This is a genomic window from Bacillus sp. FSL K6-0073 (assembly GCF_038006085.1).
GTDB lineage: Bacteria > Bacillota > Bacilli > Bacillales > Bacillaceae_G > Bacillus_A > Bacillus_A cereus.
Genome location: NZ_JBBOUN010000002.1, coordinates 507,747 through 534,018 on the forward strand (window position 1 = coordinate 507,747; position 26,272 = coordinate 534,018).

The following is a 26,272-nucleotide window of genomic DNA, read 5'->3' on the forward strand; positions in this document are numbered from 1 at the left end:
TTCTCCCTCTCTCTATTTCATCCTTATAAGGGAGGGAAGGTAATGGGTTTTTCTAAGCAAGTGTTACTAAATAGCGGAAAATACCAAAAAGAAAAGGCATACTGGCAGAAAAAATTATCAGGGAGCTTTCATCCAAGTAGGTTGCCAAGAGATTTTAAGAATACAAAACAGGTTAAACCAACAACGGAAGAAATTCAATTTAAAATTCCGGACCATATGTTTAAAAAGATTTATCAAATAACAAACGGTTCAGAGGTTGGGGTATTCTTAATTGTAGCTACATTAGTGAATGCAATTTTATATCGATACTCAAATGACGAAGATATTGTAATTGGCATTCCTGTTTTTAAACAAAAAGATGTGGGCAATTATATAAATGATAGACTAGTCATTCGAAGTAAACTGAATGAAGATATAACTTGGAAGGAGCTCCTTACACAGATTCAACAATCCGTTAAAGAAGCAAATGAGCATCAAAATTTTCCTTATGAAGAAGTAGTTAAAGTAATCACTGATACAAACTTCATAGATAATTCCCTATATAAATTACTTTTGAGGTTTGAAAATTTACATCATAATGTTATTCACAATATGATGGAACAGGATTTGATTTTTTCTTTCCAGCTTACTGATATTCAATTATTATCGACTATTCAATACCGTTCGGACTTGTATAGTACCGAAACTATCAAGAGATTTTTTCAGCAATTTATTATTGCTTTAGAGGCTTTTTGTGAAAACACAAATGATAAAATATCTAATCTGGATTTAATTACAGAAGAGGAAAAAAATCAATTATTATACGAATTTAATAAAAAATCAGAGATCACTGATTATGCTCAGACACTACATCAACTCTTTCAAAAATCTGTAGCAAATCATTCTGAACAGATAGCAATAGTTTTTAATAATGAAAAAATAAGTTTTCAAGAAATAAATAAAAAAGCTAATCAACTTGCTCGAAAATTACAAGATTTAGGCGTAAAGCAACGTGATTACGTAGGAATTATGATTGACAATTCAATAGAAATGATCATTGGAATTCTTTCCATATTAAAGGCGGGTGCTGCATATGTGCCAATAGACCCTTCATATCCAATCGGAAGAATCAATTTTATGCTGAATGATAGTGATATAGGTGTATTACTATCTTCATCACTATTAAAACAACAATTGAATAAGTTAGATTATAGCAATAAAGTTGTATTGTTAGATAGTCAAAATATTTATGTGGGAGAATCAACTGACTTAAATCTAGCAAATCCAGATGCTCCTGCATATGTTATCTATACATCGGGTTCAACAGGAACACCGAAGGGAGTATGCATTGATCATAAAAGTGTCGTTCAATATGTGAATCATTTTATACATGAATTTCAGTTGAATAAAGACGACAATGTTCTATTGCATTCATCCTTTGCATTCGATGCATCTGTTGAACAACTATTTCCAATATTATTGGTCGGTGGAAGATTGGTTGTTCCACGCAAAGAAGAATTAATGGATATAGCAGGCTTAAAAAAATTAATTGTAGCACAAGGCGTTTCAATTATAAGTTGTACTCCATTAATTCTAAATGAATTTAATAAACAAGAAGAGTTAAAGCAGGTAAGAACGTTTATAAGCGGAGGGGATGTATTAAGAAAAGAACATATTTCAAATCTTTTAACATATTCTACTGTTTATAATACCTATGGGCCAACTGAAGCAACGGTGTGTGCAACCTTTTATAAAGTTAAAAAGGAAGATAGTGGGAAAATCCTGATAGGAAGGCCTATTCCTGATAAACATATATACATTTTTGACAGGAAAGAAAAGCTAGTACCAATTGGAATTCCAGGTGAAATCTATATATCTGGAAGAGGTTTATCAAAGGGATATTTAAATCAGCCGCATCTTACAAATGAAAATTTTGTTGATAATCCATTTATACCTGGTGAAAAAATGTATAAAACTGGTGATATTGGAAAGTGGATGCATGATGGGACAATAGAATATATCGGAAGAATTGGAAATCAAGTAAATATAAGAGGGTATCGAGTAGAGCTAGAAGAAATAGAAAAAAACTTACTAAATCATCCAGCCATACAAGAAGCTATCGTTATGATTCAGACAAATACCATAGGCAATGAGGTATTGTGTGCTTATTATATTTTGAACAATGATTTATCAACTGTAGAGCTAAAGAATTATTTGAGAGAGTATTTACCAGAGTTTATGATACCAACAGAATTTATTGCTATGGATAAGTTTCCAAGTACAGTTAATGGGAAGCTAGATTATAATATGTTGCCAAAGCCAACCTTAGTTAGAAGTAACCAAGAACACCAAGTGAAACCAAAAAATGCAACAGAAAAATTGCTTGTGAAAATATGGTCCGAGGTATTAGGAATAAAAGAAGAAGTGATTGGGATAGAGGATGATTTCTTTAAGTTAGGAGGCCACTCTTTAAAAGCTACAGTATTAATTGCTAATATATTTAGGGAGTTGCAAGTGGAGATTCCGATAAGGGAATTTTTCCAGGAGCCTACTATTAAAAATCTAGCGTTTTATATACAGACTGTTCGAAAAAAAGAATATGAGTCAATAAAGCCTTTGAATAAGCAGTTATATTACCCTGTTTCAGCTTCACAAAACAGATTGTTATCTATAGCAAAATTGGATGAAAGTAGTGTGAATTATAATATCCCGGGCGCATTTTTAATAGAAGGTTTATTAAATAAAGCACGATTTGAGAAGGCTTTTTATTCACTTGTTCAAAGGCATGAATCACTTAGAACATCCTTCCGATATGTAGAATTTGAGGCAAAACAGGTAATACATGAGAATGTAGATTATCAAATTGATTTTATCTATGCTTCAGAAAATGAGTTATCAACTATTATTTCAAGATTTGTCCGAGCATTTGATTTAGAAAGTGCACCACTTTTTAAAGTCATGTTAATTGAAATTAATGAGAATAAACATTTATTTTTAATTGATATTCACCATATTATTTCAGATGGTTATTCAGTTGATTTAATGGTAAATGAATTTGTTCAATTATATAAAGGAAAAGAATTACCGGAGCTTCATATTCAATATAAAGATTACGCTGCGTGGCAAAATAACTTTCTGAAATCTGAAATAATAAAAAAACAAGAACAATATTGGTTAAACCAATTTTCAGAGGAATATCCTGTGCTGCAGTTACCGACGGATTATACAAGACCTTCTGTAAAGGTTTATGAAGGGGACACTATATCAGTCCATATCGGAAAAGAATTAACATATAACATGCATCAAATAGCCGCGGAAAAAGGCATGACTTTATTCATGTTATTGTTAGCTGCGTACAATATTCTCCTTTCAAAATATAGTGATCAGGAGGACATCATTGTCGGTGTTCCGATTTCTGGTAGATGTCACCCCGATGTGGGAAATATAATTGGAATGTTTGTAAACACTCTTGCGCTTCGAAATCGCCCTAAAAAGGATAAAACATTCTTGGAATTTTTGGATGAAGTAAAAAAATCTACATTGAATGCATTTGAAAACCAAGACTATCCGTTTGAATTGTTGGTGGAAAAATTAAAAGTACAGCGTGATACTAGTCGAAATCCTATTTTTGACACGATGTTTACATTTCAAGATTCCAGTTACTCCAAATTTAATATAGATGGATTACAATTTTCGCCATGGGAAATAAAGACGAATTCTTCTAAATTTGATCTTTCCTTATATATAACCGAATTCGAAGAGGGCTTACATGCACAATTCGAATATAGTACAGAGCTCTTTAAGAAAGATAGTATTGAGAGATTGAGTGAACATTTTTTAGCCATTTTAGAAAAAATTTCTGAATCATCTAATATAAAGTTAGCGGAAATAGAGATGATAAATCGTGAAGAAGAGAAGTTACTCCTTCATGATTTCAATCAAACTCAATATGACAATCATAATAATACATTATTACATGAATTATTTGAGAAACAAGTAGAGCGAATACCAGACAAGGTAGCACTCCAGTTTGCTGGACGAACGATGACTTATAAAGAATTGAATGAACAAGCGAATCAACTTGCGAGGAAAATAAGAAAATTAAAGAGACAAGGTGAAGAAGAATTTCTTGTTAGTGTCGCAATGGAACGCTCGTTTGAAATGGTTAAGACCATACTAGCGATATTAAAAGCTGGAGGTGCATACGTACCAATTGATCCTCATCATCCTAGTAAGCGAATAGAAACAATTATCAAAGATAGTCAAACGTGCGTATTATTAACACAAGATAAGTTTAAAGAAAAACTAAGTTTCTATCATGAAAAGGTTATCGTTGTGGATGACCAAAAAGATCACAAAGAAGAAGTATCTAATTTAAGTCGAGTTAGTAATCTTGAAAATTTAGCATATGTCATCTATACATCAGGTTCTACAGGTAAGCCGAAGGGTGTTATGATTGAACATCGAAATGTTTTAAATACATTATTCGGATTACAGAGAAAATTTCCTATTACAGAAGAGGATGCATATTTATTAAAAACACCTTTTATATTTGACGTCTCGGTAGCAGAATTATTTGGCTGGATGCTTGGAGGAGGAAGGCTGGTTATTTTAGAGCCTGAAATGGAAAAGGATCCAGTGGAACTATATAAGGTGATTCAAAAAGAACGGGTGACACATGTCAATTTTGTACCTTCTATGATTCAAGCATTTGTCGACATGGTCCCTGATAAACAGCTACAGGAATTAACAGATTTAAAATATATGTTTATTGCTGGTGAGGCATTATCGCCCAAATTGGCTAAATCGGCAAGAATGTTATTATCGCATACTGATTTATATAATCTCTATGGCCCAACGGAAGCGAGTATTTATACAACAGGGTATGCGCTAGACAATAATCTTGAAATGTCAATTTTACCGATTGGAAAACCACTTGATAATACAGGCGTGTATATATTAAGTAATGAAGGGAAATTACAACCGATAGGCATTCCTGGTGAATTGTGTATAGCTGGAGAAGGGGTAGCAAGAGGATATCTCAATGATGAGAAACGAACGAAGGAGAAATTTATCTCCCATCCTTACAAAAAAGATACTGTCTTATATAAAACAGGTGATTTGGTCAGATGGTTACCAGATGGGAATATTGAGTATTTAGGTAGAAAAGATTTCCAAATTAAAGTACGAGGATATCGTATTGAAATTGGGGAGATAGAGTATTGCATCATGCGACGTGAAGGTGTTCGTGAAGTAGTTGTTATTGATAGGGAAGATCCTCATGGAAGAAAATATTTATGTGCATATATCGTGTCGGATGTTGAATGGAGTAATAAAGTATGGCATCACTACATGAGAGAGAAGCTTCCAGAATATATGATTCCAACTAATTTTGTGCATTTGGAAAACATGCCATTATCATTAAATGGTAAGTTAGACCGAAAGGCATTACCTAAAGAAGAAGTTATCTTAAATCAAGAGGAATATATAGCACCACGAAATGAAATGGAAGCTAAATTGGTGCAAATATGGTCAGAAGTATTGGGAATTGAAGATAATCGTATTGGAGTTACCAATGACTTTTTCGAGTTGGGTGGTCATTCTTTAAATGCTGTAACATTATTAACAAAAATAAATAAGCAGTTTAATAAAGAAATTGGTTTAAGAGATATATTTAAAATGTCAACAATCAAGTCCTTAGCAGTTCACCTTATAAATAGTAAAGAATTTATGCATAAGCCGATACCAAAAGCTCAAAAGAAAGAGTATTATTCGCTATCATATGTTCAACAAAGACTCTTTATCTTAGAACAAACGAAACAAATGGGGACAAGCTATAATACGCCAGTATTATTGGAAATTGAAGGTGAATTGGATAGACATCGCTTAGAAGGTACATTGAATGAACTTATAAAGCGACACGAGGCATTTCGTACTTCGTTTGGGTTTGTAGATGGAGAATTTGTACAAAAGATACATCCAAATATTCCTTTTTTACTGGAATACAAAGTGATTAATGAAGCAGATATTCGTCTAAATGTTGAAAAGTTTATAACACCTTTTGACTTAACGAAAGCACCATTAATACGAGCGAAACTTTTTGAAGTGGATAAATCAAAATTTGTTCTTTGTATTGATGTGCATCATATTATTGCTGACGGATTTTCTCTTCAATTATTATTGAATGAAATTATTCGACTTTATAAAGGGGATATTCTTTCAGAACCTTCACTACAATACAAAGATTATGCTGTTTGGCAGCAAAGTAGCGAGTTTCAGGAGCAATTAAGAAAGCAAGAAACATATTGGCACAATTTGTATAAAGGGGATGTTCTGCTAAAGAAGCTTCCGGTTGATTATCCTAGTAATAATCCTCATTCAAATCAAAGAAGAGTTCTTAATTATAAATTAAATCAAGAAGTTTGTCAGAATTTAGTTAACCTATCAAAAGCAAATAAAATAACGTTGTTTCAAATGTTTTTTGCCCTGTATACAATTTTGGTCTCTAAATATACCAATTCTGATGATGTTATTGTTGGAACTCCAACTGCTGGTAGAACACATACAGATGTAGAAAATATAGTTGGTATGTTTGTAAATACGTTAGCAATTCGTAATAATCCAAAGGCAGATTTAACATTTATCAACTTCTTGCAACAAGTTAAGAATAATACGATGTTGGCTTTTGAAAACCAAGACTATCCTTATGAAATGCTGTTGGACTACCTTCAATTTAGTAATATGAATAGTTCTCAAGGGATTATTAACACTATGTTTATTTATAAAAAGGATAAAATCAATAATCATTTTTATAATGTAGCAGGTCTGAAGTTAAAAGAATATCCTTATGAGAGTGGTAAGGCTAAATTTGATCTAACTGTTAATGTAGTCGAAAGTGGAGATTATTTTAATCTAAATATCGTATACAAAGACAATATCTATAAACAAGAAACGATAAAGAAAATTGCAGAAGATATAGATTTGATTGCAAAACAAGTTACCGTAGACACAATGATAAAGATCGCTGATATAAAAGTAGAAGGTAGCCAAGCATCTGAGGAGATTTCGTTTCCAGAGGATTTAACATTCTCATTTTAATATTAACTACTTCTTAGTATGACCTTTTACAGGCCATACTAAGAAGCAAAAGAAAGGAAAATGTTATGAAACCGAACACGTTAACGCCAGAATTATACATAAATGAAGATCTTGAAAAAGAGAAACAATACTGGGTAGAAAAATTATCAGGGGATATTGAGTTTAGTAGTTTTCTGCCAGATCTAGAAACAGTTAAAAGTGAGGGAACAGTGAAGTTTTCCATCCCAATTCCAATAGAGGTAAGCAAAAAAATTAATAAGATTAGTAATTATTCGAAATGGGGAGCATTCTTAATTTTAATTACGTCTATAAATGTTATTCTGCAAAAATATACAAGGAATAACGATATATTAATAGGTACAACCGGATTAAAAAACGGTATGGATGATCTTACTTTATTCAGAAATACGGTATCGCCTGATATGACATGGAAAGAACTTCTATTAAACGTAAAAAACACGGTTAATGATGCTGTTGATCATCAGAAATTAAATATTAGTTCTCTATTATCATCCATGGGATTACTTCATTCAGAGACAGAGGACATTTACTTCCCTGTACTTATTAATTTTGAAAATCTTCGAGAAAAAAATTATACAAGTGATACACGAGCTAAAATAGCGTTTCATTTTTCTCAAAATGATGATAATCAGATTACAGGAGAAATTATTTATCAGAAAGTATATAGTAGTGATTTTATACGTAATCTGGCTACGCAGTTTGTCATGACCATCGAACAATTCATAGATAACCCAGAATATAAAGTCGGCGATTTAGATTTAGTTACAGAGAGAGAAAAGGAAAAATTACTTGAGGAATTTAACCAAACAACTGTGAATTTTGGTAATAAAAAACTGCTACATGAATTGGTAGAGGAACAAGTCAAAAAAAGTGCTGATAGAGTTGCAATCAGATTTGAGGAAAGTGAAATTACTTATTCTGAACTTAATAAAAGAGCCAATCAATTGGCTGCGCTTTTACGTCAAAAAGGGGTATCTTCAAATACGTTCGTTGGATTAATGATTAGTCCGGGTATAGAGATGGCTATTGGGCTTTTAAGTATATTAAAAGCTGGTGGTGCTTATGTACCAATAGATCCAAAGTATCCATTAGAACGTCAAAATGCAATTATCCAAGACAGCGGTTTAGGTCTATTATTAAAAGAAACGGAAGATAGAACTAAATTAGACTTCAATGGAGAGATAATTGATTTAGAAGTGTTACAAAAGAATACAAAAAATCAAGGGAATTTACCTTCAATCAATAAAGGAGAAGATTTAGCCTATAGTATTTACACGTCTGGAACTACTGGTAAGCCAAAAGGTGTCATGATTCAGCATAAAAGTATTACAAATAACATTCTTTGGAGAAAAAATGAATACAAGCTGACAGAGAAGGATCGTGTACTTCAGCTTTTCTCTTTTTCGTTTGATGGATTTGTAACGAGTTTCTTTACACCGCTTGTTTCAGGTGCACAAATAATATTAGTAGGAAATGATGATGTAAAGAACCCACCCTATTTGTATAATATTGTTCAACGTCATAATATAACACATTTTATTAGTACACCATCGCTTTATAGCAGTCTGTTGGCTGAGATACAATATGAAGATCAGTTATGTTTAAGGATTATTACGTTAGCTGGTGAGGAAGTTACAGCAAATCTTTTGAGGGAAAGTTCAGAAAAATTGAAAGATGTTGAAATTGCGAATGAATATGGGCCTACAGAGAATAGTGTTGTTACTACTGTTTATCGAAATTTAAAGGTCGATTCTAAGATTTCCATAGGCAAGCCAATCGCAAACAACTATGTTTATATATTAGACAATGAACAGAAATTACAACCTATTGGTATGCCTGGTGAACTATGTATTTCCGGTGAATCTCTTGCAAAAGGATATGTTAATAATCAATCCTTAACAAATGAAAAAATTGTACCTAACCCTTTTTTTTCAGGTAGTTTAATGTACAGAACGGGAGATCTTGCGCGTTGGTTGCCTGATGGGAATCTAGAATATCTAGGAAGATTAGACGAACAGGTGAAAATTAGAGGTTTTCGGATTGAACTTAAAGATATTGAGTATCAATTAAAAGAATATCAATCTATTGATGATGTTCTTGTTATAGCACTTAAGGATTCAGAAGAATCGAATTTTTTATGTGCTTATTACATGTCATCGGAAGAAATACCCGTGTCAACATTTAGAAATTTCCTTGAAAAAAGACTCCCAGGTTTTATGATTCCCGATTACTTTGTTAAGATTGATCAATTTCCTCTAACGATAAATGGAAAGATAGACAAAAAATCTCTCCCAGAACCAAAACAAGCAATAAGTGGAGAATCAACCTATCATGCACCTTGGAATGAGTTGGAAGAAAAATTGATTACCATATGGAGTCAAATCCTTGGTATTGAAAAAGAAAAAATAGGTATGTCCGATAATCTTTTTAATTTAGGAATGCATTCATTAAAGATTGCCTCATTCGTATCGAGAATTTATCGAGAATTTGAAATCTCTATTCCTATACATATCATTTTTCAACTATCAACTGTCAAGGAACAATCTGCATACATTTCTCAAATTAAAAGTGAAAAGATATATGCAATTGAAAAAGTAGAGGAAAGGGAAGATTATTTGCTTTCTTCTGCGCAAAAAAGAATTTATATGTTACAGGCATTAAATAAATTTCAAACGAGTTATAATATGCCAAAAGCAATGATTATTGAAGGGACGCTTGATATAAAACGGGTTGAATCTACTTTCCAAATGTTATTGAAAAGGCATGAATCATTAAGAACATCCTTTAAAGTTAAGGATGGTAATCCTGTTCAACAAATTCATGATTATAACCCTATTGAAATTGAGTTGCTTCATCTAAGGGATAAAAAAATATCTGAATTAATAGCAAATTTTGTTGAACCATTTGATTTATACAATAATTCGTTAATAAGATTAAAACTTGTAGAGCTTAAAGAGAACAAACACTTATTGTTAATTGATATGCATCACATTATTGCAGATGGGCAATCTATTCAGTTATTGGTAAATGAATTTGTTCAATTATATGAAGGAAAAGAATTACCAGAGCTTCATATTCAATATAAAGATTACGCTGCGTGGCAAAATAGCTTTTTGAAATCTGAAGAATTACAAAGTCAGGAGCATTATTGGTTAAGTCAATTTTCAGAGGAATATCCTGTACTTCAGTTACCAACGGATTATCCTAGACCATCGGTAAAAGGATCGAAAGGGGATAGTATTTCTGTCTATATAGGAAAAACATTAACCCGTCATATGCATCAAATAGCTGCTAGAAAGGATACGACCCTTTTCATGTTATTGTTAGCAGCATATAATGTATTACTTTCGAAGTATGGTGACCAAGAAGATATCATCGTAGGTACTCCAATTTCTGGGCGAAATCATCTAGATGTTGAAAATGTTATTGGAATGTTTGTAAACACTCTTGCGCTTCGAAATCGCCCTAAAAAGGATAAAACATTCTTGGAATTTTTGGATGAAGTAAAAAAATCTACATTGAATGCATTTGAAAACCAAGACTATCCGTTTGAATTGTTGGTGGAAAAATTAAAAGTACAGCGTGATACTAGTCGAAATCCTATTTTTGACACGATGTTTACATTTCAAGATTCCAGTTACTCAAAAATTAGTATAGATGGATTACAATTCTCAACGGTGGATATCGAATTAAATTCTTCTAAATTCGATCTTTCCTTATATATAACCGAAGTGGAAGAGGGCTTACATGCACAATTCGAATATAGTACAGAGCTCTTTAAGAAAGATAGTATTGAGAGATTGAGTGAACATTTTTTAGCCATTTTAGAAAAAATTACCGAATCATCTAATATAAAGTTAGCGGAAATAGAGATGATAAATCGTGAAGAAGAGAAGTTACTCCTTCATGATTTCAATCAAACTCAATATGACAATCATAATAATACATTATTACATGAATTATTTGAGAAACAAGTAGAGCGAATACCAGACAAGGTAGCACTCCAGTTTGCTGGACGAACGATGACTTATAAAGAATTGAATGAACAAGCGAATCAACTTGCGAGGAAAATAAGAAAATTAAAGAGACAAGGTGAAGAAGAATTTCTTGTTAGTGTCGCAATGGAACGCTCGTTTGAAATGGTTAAGACCATACTAGCGATATTAAAAGCTGGAGGTGCATACGTACCAATTGATCCTCATCATCCTAGTAAGCGAATAGAAACAATTATCAAAGATAGTCAAACGTGCGTATTATTAACACAAGATAAGTTTAAAGAAAAACTAAGTTTCTATCATGAAAAGGTTATCGTTGTGGATGACCAAAAAGATCACAAAGAAGAAGTATCTAATTTAAGTCGAGTTAGTAATCTTGAAAATTTAGCATATGTCATCTATACATCAGGTTCTACAGGTAAGCCGAAGGGTGTTATGATTGAACATCGAAATGTTTTAAATACATTATTCGGATTACAGAGAAAATTTCCTATTACAGAAGAGGATGCATATTTATTAAAAACACCTTTTATATTTGACGTCTCGGTAGCAGAATTATTTGGCTGGATGCTTGGAGGAGGAAGGCTGGTTATTTTAGAGCCTGAAATGGAAAAGGATCCAGTGGAACTATATAAGGTGATTCAAAAAGAACGGGTGACACATGTCAATTTTGTACCTTCTATGATTCAAGCATTTGTCGACATGGTCCCTGATAAACAGCTACAGGAATTAACAGATTTAAAATATATGTTTATTGCTGGTGAGGCATTATCGCCCAAATTGGCTAAATCGGCAAGAATGTTATTATCGCATACTGATTTATATAATCTCTATGGCCCAACGGAAGCGAGTATTTATACAACAGGGTATGCGCTAGACAATAATCTTGAAATGTCAATTTTACCGATTGGAAAACCACTTGATAATACAGGCGTGTATATATTAAGTAATGAAGGGAAATTACAACCGATAGGCATTCCTGGTGAATTGTGTATAGCTGGAGAAGGGGTAGCAAGAGGATATCTCAATGATGAGAAACGAACGAAGGAGAAATTTATCTCCCATCCTTACAAAAAAGATACTGTCTTATATAAAACAGGTGATTTGGTCAGATGGTTACCAGATGGGAATATTGAGTATTTAGGTAGAAAAGATTTCCAAATTAAAGTACGAGGATATCGTATTGAAATTGGGGAGATAGAGTATTGCATCATGCGACGTGAAGGTGTTCGTGAAGTAGTTGTTATTGATAGGGAAGATCCTCATGGAAGAAAATATTTATGTGCATATATTGTGTCGGATGTTGAATGGAGTAATAAAGTATGGCATCACTACATGAGAGAGAAGCTTCCAGAATATATGATTCCAACTAATTTTGTGCATTTGGAAAACATGCCATTATCATTAAATGGTAAGTTAGACCGAAAGGCATTACCTAAAGAAGAAGTTATCTTAAATCAAGAGGAATACATAGCACCACGAAATGAAATGGAAGCTAAATTGGTGCAAATATGGTCAGAAGTATTGGGAATTGAAGATAATCGTATTGGAGTTACCAATGACTTTTTCGAGCTGGGTGGTCATTCCATATCAATTTTGAAAGCTTTAACTAAAATGTATTTTCATGGCTGGAATATTAGTGTTAAAGATTTTTACACAACGCCGACAATTCGAAGTTTAGTTGAAAAAATTAAGTTAGTAGAAGATTCTGCTGAGGTAGTACATCATCCTGAAATAATGAATATAAATTCACCTAATAATAGGAAAATTATGCCTAGCGGAAATATAAAAACAATGGATAATATTTTGGTAACAGGTGCTACGGGATTTCTAGGGATTCATATCATTAGAGAGTTACTAGAGGAAACGGATGCAACAATCCACTGTTTGGTACGAGGACCGGTTGCAGAAGAACGCTTTTTAAATAAGATAAGGTTATATTTTAATGATACATTATTGGAAAACTGGAATGATATCAAACATAGAATAAAAATTATCGCAGGTGATATAAAGCAAGATAATTTAGGGATGGTAAAAGATGACTATATAAAACTTGGTAATACAATAGATACAGTAATTCATGCTGCTGCTATTGTTAAACACTATGGCGATAAAGATGAGTTTAACAAAATAAATATTGAGGGAACGGAAAAAATGATAGATTTCTGTTCTAATCATGATATTTATTTTCACTATATTTCTACAATTAGTATTTCGGGCACTCGAACGATGGATCAATATCAAAGGCATTTCACGGAAAATAACCTCTATATTAAACAAGATATTTTTGACAATGTTTATCTTAATAGTAAATTTGAAGCTGAATCACGAATATTTGAAGCGCAGAGAAATGGGTTACAAGCTAGTATTTATCGGGTTGGTAATTTAACTGGAAGATTTACTGATGGGGTTTTCCAAGAGAATATAGAAGAAAATGCGTTTTATCGTAAATTTAAATTTTTAGTTGATTTTAAAGCGATACCAGATTATCTTCTAAACCAATTAATTGAATTTACGCCTGTAGATATATGTAGTAAAGCTATTGTTAAAATTTTAAAAACAGAGGAATCATGTGGTAATGTTTTTCATCTGTTTAATCACAATCAAGTAAAAATGGTTGATATCAAAGCAATGTTAGATTCACTAGGAATTAGGATTAACGTGCTTCAAGAAGATAAATTTAATACATTTATCGATACAATATATCGAAACAATGAACTAAAGGATGAATTATCAACAATTATTACTGAATTAATAAACGTGGAATCTAATCAGTATAAATGGGATGTTCATGTTGATTCATCTTTTACTAGAAAGTATTTACAACAGTTGGATAATTTTAACTATCCAATTATTGAATCAATTTATATTGGAAAATTGCTTAAACATATGAAAGAAGTTGGGTATCTTAAGGGGAAATAAAAGATTTTATTAGATGGAAAGGATGGGAAATAAGCATGAAATTCCCATCCTAACTTTGAAGGGAGAGTTCTATATGATTATTCCTTTAAGAGAAGGATATAGTAAAGATCGATCACTAGTAGGTGGAAAGGCAAGAAATCTATCGAAATTAATGGAGGCTGGAATAAAAGTACCGAATGGTTTTATTATATCCTCCAAATCCTTTTGGGAATTTATTGAAATCAATAATCTAGCTAATCAAATTAATCACTATTTAAAAACGATGGAAAATCCTAGTCATAGTATTAAAGAATTGTTTCATGTTAACAAAATTCCAAGTGACTTAGAAATGCAGGTAAAAAATGCATACGATAACTTGCTTTCTTCAACAGAAGTAGCAAAAGTTTCGGTAAGATCTTCTGCAGCTGCAGAAGATTTACATGATTCATCTTTTGCCGGACAATATGAAACATTTCTAAACGTTGGAAGTTTTGAAGGTTTAGTGAAGAGTATAAAGGAATGCTGGGCCTCCGTATGGTCTAATCAAGCTCTTCAATATTTACATAATGTCAATATTGACATAAAACAGGTTAAAATTGGTGTTTTGGTACAATCGATGGTACAGGCAGATACATCTGGCGTGGTATTTAGTGTGAATCCAGTAACCTCGTTATATGATGAAATCATTATTAATGCCAGTTATGGTCTAGGTGAGGCAATTGTATCAGGTCTCATAACCCCAGATATGTTTATTGTTTCAAAACAAGATAATACCATTTTGTATAAGGAGTTAGGACTTAAAGAATTTAAGGTTGTGGGAACAGTGGATGGTACAAAGGAAATACCAACGACTGAGCAAGAAAAAGCACTATTTAGTTTGCATGATAATCAAGTAGAACAGATTACGGAGGTAACGAAGAAAATAGAAAATTATTATCAATATCCAGTTGATGTTGAATTTGCAATAAATGAAAATGAAATGTATGTATTACAAGTAAGGCCTATAACTACTGTAAAGGAGCGTGTCAACTTTGAAAAATAAACTAATAGAACAAGATTTTCTGTTGTCTAATGATGATATGGACAGAGCATTCTGGGTACAAAATGATGTCCATTTTCCCAGACCATTAACACCACTTTTTACATCCCTTATTATGCCTGCAATGAGTAATGGTACAGAGGTATGTTATGAAAAAATGAAGATGCAAATAAAAAAAGTTGATGTAAAATCCTTAAATGGCTACTATTATCAGTCGGTTGTTCCTAGAAGCAAAGAAGATTATAGTCATGAAAAACATAAATCAATTATGATGAACGAAATTCCAAATATTACAAAAAAATTAGATGATTATGTTGATAATATATTTAATCCTTTTTATGAGAATTTATCAGCATTTCAAACCAAAAATAAATCCAGTCAATTAATTCTTCAGGCTGTAAAAGAGTTAGAACAATTTTTTATGCAAGCTTGGGTTATCCATTATGAGGTACTAACTCCTAAACAAGCAGCTGGTTGGATTTTGGAAGAGATGTATAGCCAATTGTTCAGCTCTGAAGATAAGTCGGTTATTTATGATTTATTAATTGGAACAATGAATAAATCATTAGAGACCGATAAAGCTATTTGGGAATTATCAAGGAAAGTAAAGAGTTCAACTAAATTAAATTATGTATTTGAAAAGACAGATATCGAAAGTCTTGCTGAACAATTAGCAAGTATAGAAAAGGGTCAGGAATTTATTTCAGATTTACAACGTGTCATGAATGAATATGGGTATAGAAGTGCTAATTTTCATGATTTTAATGAAGAAACTTGGGTTGAAAATCCTAAGTATATCCTTGGGATTGTAAAAACATATTTAAATATAAATTATGACTTTAATGAGAAGTTTATCGAATTAAATACAAAAAGAAATAAATTATTTAATCAATTATTATCTGAGATACCTGATAGTAAAGAAAAACAAAGGTTTATTAGCATGATTCAAACAACTTTACATATTTGGCGTATTGAAGAAGATCATCATTTCTATATTGATGCTATGCTTCCAGCTAGATCAAGACTCTTCTTTCTTGAAGTTGGTAACTATTTAGTAGAACAACAGATGATTTTAGATAAGCATGATATTTTTTATCTATATATAAATGAAGTCAAAGAATTGTTAGAACAACCCAATAATGTGAGAGATCTAATCGAGACACGAAAGAAAAAGCATCGAGAGAACATGAAGAATATTCCAGTTCCTTTTGTAGGAGACCCTGCAAATATGGGTAATGCGTATGAGTTAGAGCAAATCGTAGGTTTCCCACAAGAGCCTATAAACAAACAACAACAATCTTTTAAAGGTGCCGCTGCATCTAAAGGATTATACAAAGGTAAGGTTAAAATCATTCATTCACAGGAGGATTTTCATAGGGTTAATAAAGGAGATATCTTAGTAAGTAAAACGACGACACCACCTTGGACGGTCCTCTTTCCAATAGTCGGTGCAATTATAACGGATAGTGGCGGAATTCTCTCTCATGCTGGAATTATTGCAAGAGAATATGGTGTTCCAGCTGTGTTGGGAACAAAAGTAGCTACTTCTATTTTAAAAAATGGAGATGAAGTAACTGTAGATGGTACTAGTGGAATAGTTTATTTTTAATTGTTAGTACTACAAACAATATTAAGGGGTGAATGTATGCAGAAAATAAGACTCTTTTGTTTACCATACGCTGGTGGATCATCTTATGCATTTGGTAAATGGAATACCCATTTACATCCATCGATTGATTTAGTACCAATAGAATTACCAGGTAGGGGGAGAAGGATAAATGAACCTCTAATTTCTAATTATAAAGAAATGGTGAATGACATATTTGAGGCAATCAAAAATGAACTAGATGATTTGCCGTACATATTATTTGGTCATAGTATGGGTAGTCTATTAGTTTATGAATTAGTATATAAGATATTAGAATCGAATAAGAAAATGCCAATTTCAATTATTTTCTCTGGGGCAGAACCGCCAAAGTTACGAAAGCAGAAAGTAATTTCTACGTTGCCCGATGAGGAATTCATAGAAGAAATTCTTGCGATAGGTGGTACACCAAAAAACATTTTTTCTAATAAAGAGTTAGCTGAAATTTTTATTTCTATATTAAGATATGATTTTCAATTAATTGAGTCCTCTATTCCAGGAGATTATAACCCACTAGATATAGATGTTGTAATATTTTACGGAAGGCAAGATGATTCTACTAGTTTTACCAACCTACAAGAGTGGAAAAATTATACAACAAGAGCATGTAATATTATCGCTTTTGAAGGTGGGCATTTTTTTATACACGATAACGAAAGAGAAGTAGTAAAAGAAATTAATAGATTAGGGACAATTTCAGAAATATATACGAATATAAAAGGCGAATGCATATGAATTTACTGAAGTTCATCCTGAGGAGATAAATATTAATAGAATGATTTATCATGCAAATAGAGCTTAGCATCTTGTGTGTAGTTGGTATTGTCACACTAATTGTAATTGTATTAAAAAACTCAATATTATTGATTGATCGAATTAACTTATAAAAGAAGGTTATTCTATTCAAGGTGCATTAGTGAAAGCAAGAAAAAATAGAATGAGACCAATTTTTATGATAACTATTATAATAGTAGTAGGAATAGGATCTTTAGCCTTAGAATCTAGAATGTTCAGTGATTATTAAATACCATTGGCAACCGTAATTATTTGGCATTCTTATTTTCTACTTTTACAACATTATAGTTAAGTCAATCGTTTGTTAATTATTTTTCTTCTTACGTAAGAAATCAGTAACAAACGTGGAAGATACAAAGAAATTAGCTGACTAACAGGAAAGGGTTCGTTCTTAGCTTAATTTCGAAATCTTTTATGTAAAGTCTTATGACAATGCTCTAATGATGATAGCTTCTGCAGGACTATATCATTAGAGGAGTGAATAACATCAGTAGGAGGTAAAGCCTACTGATGAATGTTTCATTTTATGGAAACTGTTAGTTTTCATTGAATTGGAGTGGTTTAATGTCGCAAATTCATGCAATAAAGGTGCCAGAGGAAATAGTAGATGCTGATTATGAAAAATTGGTTAATTGTGTTTCAGCTAGTAAAAAAGAAAAATTAAGTAGATATTTTAATAAGAGAGATGCATATAGAAGTCTACTTGGTGATTTATTAGTTCGTGTATTTATATGGGATAAATTCCTTATTCCTAATGATCAAATTACGATTTCCTTTAATAAATATGAAAAGCCAGAAATCGATTTGGGTTTTCCGTTCTCATTTAATATATCCCATTCTAAAGACTGGGTAGTTTGTATATTTGGTAATCAAGAAGTAGGAGTGGACATTGAACAAATGGATAAGGTAAACCTGGATCTTGTTAAAAGTTATTTTAGCCAAACTGAGTATGAAGATCTTATCATTTTGCCTGAACCCATGAGGACAAAGTACTTTTTCAATTTATGGACTTTAAAGGAAAGTTATATTAAATGTATTGGTACTGGATTAAACTGTCCATTAAATTCTTTTACGATAAGGATAAATGGATCTTCTATCTTATGTATGGAAAATGATAATATTTTAAGTCCAAATTTATCATTTAAGTTATATCATTTTGATTCCAGTTATAGTTTGGCTGCTTGTGCAAATTCAATATTACCGGACAATGTAACCGTCATTACTTTCGAGGAACTTATCGTTAGAATCTAATACATATTAACAAATCATCGTTATTTATTAAGAAAGGGGTATTTTATGGGGAAACTTGTTGAACTTAAGAATATTAGTAAAGTGTACACAAATAAAAACGTACTACGTGATATTTCGCTGACAATCGATGAGGGGGAAATCATTGCAATTTTAGGAGGAAATGGTACTGGTAAAAGCACCATATTACGGATTATAGCTGGTCTAGAACGACCTAGTTCAGGAAAAGTTATTTACCCTAAAAAAAGTATTAGGGTTGGATATGTACCAGAAAGATTCTCTAAACTTCTTCGTTTTACACCAAGTGAATATTTAAATTATGTAGGAAAAATTGATGGCCTCTCTAAAGAATATTTAACAAAAAGAATTTCTTATTTACTAAATCGTTTTCAACTTAAGGAATTAAATAATCAATGGATTATGAATTTGTCAAAAGGTAACATCCAAAAGGTGGGAATAATTCAGGCTATTTTGCAAATTCCTGAACTATTAATTTTAGACGAGCCTATTTCTGGCCTTGATTTACATGCACAGCAAGAGTTATTGACAGTATTAAAGGAATTAAAAGAACAGGGTACTACCATTTTATTGACATACCATGAATCTAATATTTTTGAGAGCTTAGTAGAAAAGACTTATGATTTAAATAATGGTCTTATTTCTAAGGTGAATTCTGTAAAAATAGAACAAGAAAAGATTAAGTTATTGGAGGTAAAACAAATAGATGATTCCCATGTTAAGCAATGGCATGAAGTCATTTCTATGGAAAAGAAGGATAATAATTTGTTACTTTACGTTCATTTAAAAAATAGTGATGTCATACTATCAAGAATCCTTCAATTAAAAGGAAGTATTAATAGTGTATCAACTATAGACTTCGATAGGAAGATTAATAATGAGCGAGATGTATGAAGCGTCTTCCTTTTAATTTTTTTGAATAACCTTTTACTAATAATGACCTATGTTTTCTGTAAAATAAAAATGCAGTGCAATATCAGTCGGATATGGAATTTCTACAAGCATGACTCACACACTAGGGACGCTGTAATGACAAGCATTTGGTACTATCATGTTTGTCTCTCCATGTAAATCTGTGTTATTACAATTCTATGTATTTTTATTTTGTACTAAATATGATCTATACATAATATAAAAGGAGAGATTGTTTTGAAAGAATTTATTAAATATAGTTTACAAGATTATATCCGTTCCCATAAATATTTTCCACCTATTTCAACTTTCTTCATATTAATTGTTGTTAATTATACATACAAACCTAACCCAGTCATTAGTAGTTATGCAATAACTGCATTGATTTTATATATTATATCTTCTTGGATTTGTGTAAGTTTTTTATCCCTTGATTCACCTGTTCAGAAACAAATAATGACTCTACATATCAAAAGTAGTAATCGTTACTATATTTCTAAATTAATTTCAGTATGGCTTATTTCAATTGTACTTGCTGTTTTTGCATTTCTATATCCAATTATTTTTAATATGTTCAATGAACCTGTAACTATAATTGTTGGCTTAGTTTCTTTAGTAAATCATATTGCTTTAGCAACATTAGGTATTAGTGTTGCGAGCTTATTTAGTAAGTGGATAGTAGATAATCCTGTGAATTCTTATGGAGGGTTAGCAATTACCGTAATGACTTCAATAGGAGCAATAGGGATTTATGATCTTTTACCTTCCACCTTTAAGAATATAGTTTGGGTCATTCCCCCTGCAGTGAGCACACAAACGACACTGATTCATTGGAGTGGTAAAAGTATCTTAGAACTTTCTCTTTTTCCTTTTATTTGGGTATTTATTTACTCAGTGTTAATTTTATATCTATTTTTAAAATTATCGAAGCGATTAATGCGATAAAATTTGTAGGATATAATCTTAATATAAAAATTCTTCACTTCCATAAAAATGACTTCATTTTCTAAAAAGTAAGAAATAAAGTTGTGAAATATTAATATTATTTACAAATAAGGGGATGGGAAATATATGAAAGAGAATGTGGGAAATGAGATCTATTCTTGGATTAAATCATTAGCATTGGCATTAATCATAGCTTTTATTGTGCGTCAATTTTTATTCTCACCTATGAACGTAATTGGAGAATCAATGTTACCTACTTTTGAAAATAAAGATAAAGTTATGGTAAGTAAATTATCATATTTACAACGATTTGATATTGTAGTATTCGACGCACCGGATGCAAATGAGTATTATATTAAAAGGGTTATTGGTCTACCTGGGGATAGTATTGAAATGAAAGACGAAGTACTATATATTAATGGAAAAGAAATAGAACAACCTTATTTGGAGGGAATTAAGGGAGATAATAATTCATCTGGTATGCGTACAGGTGACTTCACTCTACAAGAATTAACTGGTGAAACAAAAGTACCTGAAGGATCATTATTTGTATTAGGGGATAATCGTATAATTAGTAAGGATAGTCGTTCTTTTGGATTTGTTTCTAAGGAATCCATTATAGGAGAAGTTAAATTTCAATATTATCCATTGGATAGAATAGGTATACCAAAATAAATCAGAGTGTTGGGAAATACTTTGGGTTTCCCAACACTCTGATAGTCATTTATTTTAATATCGGGTACCGCCACATCACTATCAAGCTAAGCTCATACAACGTCACTTTAGTAGAGGTTATTTCTTTTTTTCTAGAGGATACATGTAGGGAATTTAAAGATTTGCTTACGAAATAGACCCTAATGGGTTTCCTTTTTTGAATTAAGCCGCTTGATTATCAGACATGGTAAAATTGTAAACGATACCTAAAATATCAAAGACTGTTTTCTTCTCATATCGATGAGATTTTCGCCCATTTTGCTGTAGGAGGTTAAACAGACAAATGAGAATCTTTGATAGCTCTTGGGTGTATGAATCTTTATTCCTGTTGTATAGCTGCATAACGAATGAAAAAGGATTTGGGAGTTGAAATGCGGTTAAATCTAAAATACGGATACGCTATGAAAATAGAAGTATATGGAGAATAAATCGGTATAGATGAGGCCAATTTTTGGTTTAGTAGTTCAGCTAGTATGTGTTGTGAAAATTGGACGGCTGCTTGATTAAATCTTTGATTCAGTCCTTCAGGACTGATGAGTACTTCTGTTGATGCTTCAAACAGCTAGATAACTAAGTTAAAGACGTCTTAGCGACATTTTGGTTCATCCATACACATAAAGCGACTAGATTTTTTGCTTGGTACTTACTGGTTCGTTGAACAAAACCAATACCTCTAGCAAAATCTCGTAAGATATTTGGAAATAAGAAGCTTTGAATTTCTTGAGCGAATAGTTGTAATTCATCAGATACAGAAGTAGACATACAAAAACGCCATCCTTTCCTATTTGGAGTGAACCCTGAGAATGGGACGATAAAAAACACCTCTCTAAATCGTAAGTATCAGTTATGATTTTAATGGAGGGGTTTTTCGTATGGGGAAAAAGGCGCATTATCCCGCCGAAATAAAGTGGAAAGTAGTTGAAATGAAACACCAAGGATTCAAAAATAAAGAAATTATGGATGCCTTAGGAATTAGACATGTGGCTCAAATTAAAACTTGGATGAAATGGTATCGTGAAGGCGAAACCTATCGGTTTGAACAATCTATTGGAAGACAATCTGCACATGGAAAAGGCTTAAAAAGGTTAACAGAACTTGAACAAAAAGAATTAGAAATACGTTATTTAAAGGCAAAAATTATATTGCTAGAAAAGTGCCAAGAAATCTTAAGGAGGTGGGAGGAAAAGAAGAAATAATGAAAATGATAAAGAAATGGCAATCAATTTTTACAATTGCAGAACTGTGTTCCATATTTAATATTTCACGTGCTATTTATTATCGTTGGAAAAAGCAGGAGAGAACAGTAACTAATCATGAAGAAAAAACCGTAATAGAAATATGTCAACATCATAAATATCGGTATGGATATCGTCGGGTTACAGCTTGTCTACGTGATCAATTTAACATCGTAATGAATCATAAAAAAGTATTACGTATCATGAGAAATATAACGTATTATCTCGTGTTAGAAAAAAGAAAAAGATATTTGTGCTCGGTCATGAACCAGTGGTAGCTAAAAATAGAATATAACGGAGATTTAAAGCTACCACTGGTTCATGAAAAATGGTTCACTGATATCACGTATTTGATGTTCGGCAATAAGACTCTTTATTTTTCATCTATTATAGAAGGGGTTAACAATGAAATTGTAAGTTATAAAATAGCTGAGACACAGGATGTTTCTCTTATATTAGATACTCTAAAAAGGCTTTAAGAAAGCGAAATGTGATTGATACGATTTTACATTCGGATCAAGGAAAAGTGTATACATCAAAACAATTTCAAACATATGCCAAAGAAAAAGATATTATCACAAGCATGTCTCGTACAGGAAACTGCCATGATAATGCCCTCATAGAATCTTTTCATTCTCATTTGAAATCCGAAGGATTCTATGAGCAAAATATAAAACAATCGAATAATGTTAGTGTAATACAAACTGTGGATGAATACATCCACTACTATAATAATGAACGGATTCAGAGAAAATTAGATAATATGTCACCTATAGCTTATAGGAAACATGTTATTTAGGTGTTTTTTTTGTCTCACCAAATGGGGTCAGACCACCTATGATTCTACAGAAAGAATAGGGTATTTTTCATTTTAGGGGGTATTTTGTTTTGTTAGCTTGACAGCGATGTAGCGGTATCCCTAAAAGAGTTCGAAAACTAACAACTTATTGCATTATGAAGTAATAAATAAAGAATCTTTATAAAAAAAACCTCTCTTTTTTAGAGAGGTTTACTTTTTCTCACGCATTTTTTCCAAATACATTAACGCATCATCCAGCGTATCCACTGGTACAATTTTCATTTTTGTTTTAATATCTTTCGCAGCCTCAAGTGCGTCTTTATAATTCGATTTCTCCGCACCTTTTTCATTTGGTGCAAAGAACACTTCAGCACCAGCATCACTTGCAGCGACCACTTTTTGCTGAATACCACCAATCTGGCCAACTTCTCCCTTTTCATTAATCGTACCTGTTCCAGCTATTTCATGTCCTTTTGTTAAATCATCTTCTACAAGTTGATTATATATTTCTAATGTAAACATTAGGCCTGCCGATGGTCCGCCTATTTCATGAGAATCAATCTTCACTTTTGGATCTACCACTAATTCTCTTTCCGTAACGATAGATACACCTATACCAACACGTCCATTTCCATTCGGAATGGTTTTTAAATTTAGATTTTCTTTTAACTGTTTTCCATTTCTCTTGTACTCAATATTTACTGTATCTCCTTCTTTTTTCCCTGTCATATATTCAATAAATTCCTCCGTCTTTTCAAATGTTTTTCCGTCGACAGCTACGATGACATCTCCAAGTTTAAGCATTCCTTCTGACGGCATCCCTTTCGCTACACCAGTAACCAATACACCTTTATTTTCAAAAGAAACAGTGCGATTTGCACGTTTATAAGCATTATAAATTGCTGCATTTTGCGAATCTTTCATTGCATACCTTTGGCGGAATTTATATTCTTCATCACTCTCACTTTTTTGCAAAATTTCTTCCGTTTTTAAAACGTGTGTATATGTATTAAACTGTGCGGCTATTAAGCTTACCATATTTGCAGGTTTCATCGCGACAGTGACAACCATAAAATCACCAGACGCCTTCTTTCCATCAACCACTTGAATGTATGGATCTAATTTCGCAGCCATACCTGGCTTTGTCACATAATATGGTAAACGCACATAAACAAGTAGTAACGCTAATATAATCCCTATTAAAATTGTATATATAAACTGAAAACGCTTAAACATGATATTTCTCCTTCCACTTCTCAGACCCAAATAATGCCTGGCCTTAATATGTGTAAAAGCAGGCGAACTAAATTGTTCTACTGCTGGCGCACCATTAAATTTGCTGCTATTTACCGATTTATAACAAGTTCGTGTTGCATAATTACACCATAAATAGATGTAATCTCTCCATTCACTTTAATCAGAGTTACATCAACTGCGATTACAATATCAACCTCTAAATATTTTACAACCGATACAGGAATGTGTTCAATTAATTCAGTATCTTCTAATAAGTGGTCATTTGTTTTTTCTGGGACAAACACTCTCGGTACAGATACACTAACTCGAACTGCCTCTACGATCGAACCGTTTGTATAAAGGAAACTTTTTCTCTTTCAAAATGTCAGTAGTTACAACAGCCGGTGGGATATCTAACTCTTCTAAACTCTTAGTATATGTAACCATTTTAACCATATCTTCGATAATTTTCCAACATTAAAGCTTATTTGGGCCCAGTACCCGCATTACTATAAAGTAATCAAATGTAGAAAGTTACATACGAATTTAGGTAAACTTGAGGCTCATTTATCAGTCCTTGAGTCTAAGAGCTAAACCGAATGAAGAAATTAATTAAAATTGTTATTTAACAGAGCTTATTCCTCAAATGAATTTCTGAATTTGTAAAAAAATGTGTGTGTGAAAATAAAAACCGTTTAAAATATAGTCGGTAAAATAATACCGGCTTTTTTCTTTAGGGGCGGGGAAGGTATTCGGAATTTTTGTTCGACAGACACCTGCAAAATCCGTACAGACTTTAAAACTTTGGGTCTAATTTACGAGATAATATTCTACGCTTTTCGCAACAAAAATATTTAAATTTAACAATATTATTGACTTAGAATAAACGTAAGCTACAATCCTTAAGCTTAAAGGTGACTTAACGGTACTCTGGTAAACTTAGTTTTGTAATTATTACATAACGAAAAAGGAGCCAAAATATGACAAGCACTCAACTGTTAGATAATAATATACCGTTAGGTTTATACGAATTATCTATGCCAGGTTACGAAAAGTTGAAGTGGTATCCTATCGAAGTAAAACGAGGAAAGCAGACGTTTCAATTTAAAGTGTACCGATTGGATAAAATAATATCTGTATTTTATATCGATGAATTAGGACGGAAACGTGTGTTAACAAGTATGGAAGAGTTAACGATGATGTTGGTAGTCGAGGAAGATAAGAAACGGTTTCGGGAATTCGTAGGGGATTCCGAATGGATCCTGTTAGACGGCATGTGTGCCGATAGAGGGATGGCGAAAGAAGAAATAACTGTGTATTTATATTTGAAGGCGCATGCGTTGGACGAAATGGAAGGAAATTGAATAAGAAATAAAAACGGCCTTAGTGGTGGTGGTCTTTTTCATTTATTTTGCTAAAGCAGGATGTTGTCAATAATCGCTAACAGCGGTAGGAAGGTTTTTATATAGGAAGTTATCAAAATTAACTTTGTCTATTGTTTCACGATCTATATTCATCTTCACGACAGAACTGAAAAAATAGTCCCTAAAAAACTAAAAAATTAGATCAGACAATTTATCTTCCCAAAAAATATTTTAATACTGTGGAAAATTCATATATAAAACTAACGCGAAATATGATATGATAAAAGTAACAAAATACTTCTAAAACTATCTTGCAAAAGGACACACC

At 32.1% G+C, this 26,272-nt stretch carries 11 protein-coding genes and 4 pseudogenes; 11 read left to right on the forward strand and 4 right to left on the reverse strand.

From position 1 onward, the window contains the following. The first annotated feature begins 42 nt into the window (after positions 1-42). From MHB52_RS30270 to lepB, 9 genes are all read left to right on the forward strand, one after another. Positions 43-7,077 carry an amino acid adenylation domain-containing protein gene (locus MHB52_RS30270; protein WP_340768448.1) on the forward strand — a complete coding sequence of 2,345 codons (7,035 nt, stop codon included), beginning with the start codon at positions 43-45 and terminating at the stop codon, positions 7,075-7,077. A gap of 65 nt (positions 7,078-7,142) precedes the next feature. After that, positions 7,143-14,015: a non-ribosomal peptide synthetase gene (locus MHB52_RS30275; protein WP_340768450.1), complete on the forward strand. Its 6,873-nt coding sequence runs from the start codon at positions 7,143-7,145 to the stop codon at positions 14,013-14,015. Positions 14,016-14,037: 22 nt separating this feature from the next. After that, a complete protein-coding gene (locus tag MHB52_RS30280; protein WP_172796995.1) occupies positions 14,038-15,036 on the forward strand; it encodes a PEP/pyruvate-binding domain-containing protein in 999 nt (332 codons plus the stop codon). Next, complete coding sequence (locus MHB52_RS30285) at positions 15,026-16,642, forward strand: PEP-utilizing enzyme (RefSeq protein WP_061663199.1); 1,617 nt, start codon at positions 15,026-15,028, stop codon at positions 16,640-16,642. The genes MHB52_RS30280 and MHB52_RS30285 overlap by 11 nt, the downstream gene beginning before the upstream one ends. A gap of 36 nt (positions 16,643-16,678) precedes the next feature. Continuing rightward, on the forward strand, positions 16,679-17,413 hold the full coding sequence (locus tag MHB52_RS30290) for a thioesterase II family protein (protein ID WP_061663200.1): 735 nt from the start codon (positions 16,679-16,681) through the stop codon (positions 17,411-17,413). 624 nt (positions 17,414-18,037) lie between these two features. Continuing rightward, positions 18,038-18,724, forward strand: a complete 687-nt coding sequence (locus MHB52_RS30295) for a 4'-phosphopantetheinyl transferase family protein (protein ID WP_061663201.1) — start codon at positions 18,038-18,040, stop codon at positions 18,722-18,724. Positions 18,725-18,769: 45 nt separating this feature from the next. Continuing rightward, positions 18,770-19,633, forward strand: coding sequence for an ABC transporter ATP-binding protein (locus MHB52_RS30300; protein ID WP_061663202.1), 864 nt, complete (start codon positions 18,770-18,772; stop codon positions 19,631-19,633). Positions 19,634-19,888: 255 nt separating this feature from the next. Beyond that, a complete protein-coding gene (locus MHB52_RS30305; protein ID WP_061663203.1) occupies positions 19,889-20,596 on the forward strand; it encodes a hypothetical protein in 708 nt (235 codons plus the stop codon). Between the two features lie 126 nt (positions 20,597-20,722). Continuing rightward, complete coding sequence (gene lepB / locus MHB52_RS30310; protein WP_061663204.1) at positions 20,723-21,271, forward strand: signal peptidase I; 549 nt, start codon at positions 20,723-20,725, stop codon at positions 21,269-21,271. A 201-nt stretch (positions 21,272-21,472) separates the two neighbouring features. Here the strand turns inward: lepB and MHB52_RS36905 are convergent. Beyond that, positions 21,473-21,646 (reverse strand): annotated as a pseudogene (locus MHB52_RS36905) (IS4 family transposase); the annotation flags it as partial. Between the two features lie 6 nt (positions 21,647-21,652). Next, a pseudogene (locus tag MHB52_RS30315) lies at positions 21,653-22,072 on the reverse strand (IS4 family transposase); the annotation flags it as partial. Between the two features lie 110 nt (positions 22,073-22,182). Between MHB52_RS30315 and MHB52_RS30320 the strand changes: the two are divergent. Then, positions 22,183-23,344 (forward strand): annotated as a pseudogene (locus tag MHB52_RS30320) (IS3 family transposase). Between the two features lie 210 nt (positions 23,345-23,554). Here the strand turns inward: MHB52_RS30320 and MHB52_RS30325 are convergent. Further along, a complete protein-coding gene (locus tag MHB52_RS30325) occupies positions 23,555-24,580 on the reverse strand; it encodes a SepM family pheromone-processing serine protease (RefSeq protein ID WP_061663137.1) in 1,026 nt (341 codons plus the stop codon). Positions 24,581-24,622: 42 nt separating this feature from the next. Further along, a pseudogene (locus MHB52_RS30330) lies at positions 24,623-25,051 on the reverse strand (patatin family protein); the annotation flags it as partial. 509 nt (positions 25,052-25,560) lie between these two features. On the opposite strand from MHB52_RS30330, the gene MHB52_RS30335 reads away from it, so the two are divergent. Then, positions 25,561-25,944 (forward strand): hypothetical protein, encoded by a 384-nt coding sequence (locus tag MHB52_RS30335; protein WP_253703314.1) that lies wholly within the window; start codon positions 25,561-25,563, stop codon positions 25,942-25,944. Positions 25,945-26,272 lie beyond the last annotated feature (328 nt).

Bases quoted from the DNA above. Each gene is read 5' to 3' on its own strand.
- MHB52_RS30270 (WP_340768448.1), top strand. From the start codon at position 43: ATGGGTTTTTCTAAGCAAGTGTTACTAAATAGCGGAAAATACCAAAAA.
- MHB52_RS30275 (WP_340768450.1), top strand. From the start codon at position 7,143: ATGAAACCGAACACGTTAACGCCAGAATTATACATAAATGAAGATCTT.
- MHB52_RS30280 (WP_172796995.1), top strand. From the start codon at position 14,038: ATGGGAAATAAGCATGAAATTCCCATCCTAACTTTGAAGGGAGAGTTC.
- MHB52_RS30290 (WP_061663200.1), top strand. From the start codon at position 16,679: ATGCAGAAAATAAGACTCTTTTGTTTACCATACGCTGGTGGATCATCT.
- MHB52_RS30295 (WP_061663201.1), top strand. From the start codon at position 18,038: ATGTCGCAAATTCATGCAATAAAGGTGCCAGAGGAAATAGTAGATGCT.
- MHB52_RS30300 (WP_061663202.1), top strand. From the start codon at position 18,770: ATGGGGAAACTTGTTGAACTTAAGAATATTAGTAAAGTGTACACAAAT.
- lepB (WP_061663204.1), top strand. From the start codon at position 20,723: ATGAAAGAGAATGTGGGAAATGAGATCTATTCTTGGATTAAATCATTA.
- MHB52_RS30325 (WP_061663137.1), bottom strand. From the start codon at position 24,580: ATGTTTAAGCGTTTTCAGTTTATATATACAATTTTAATAGGGATTATA.
- MHB52_RS30335 (WP_253703314.1), top strand. From the start codon at position 25,561: ATGACAAGCACTCAACTGTTAGATAATAATATACCGTTAGGTTTATAC.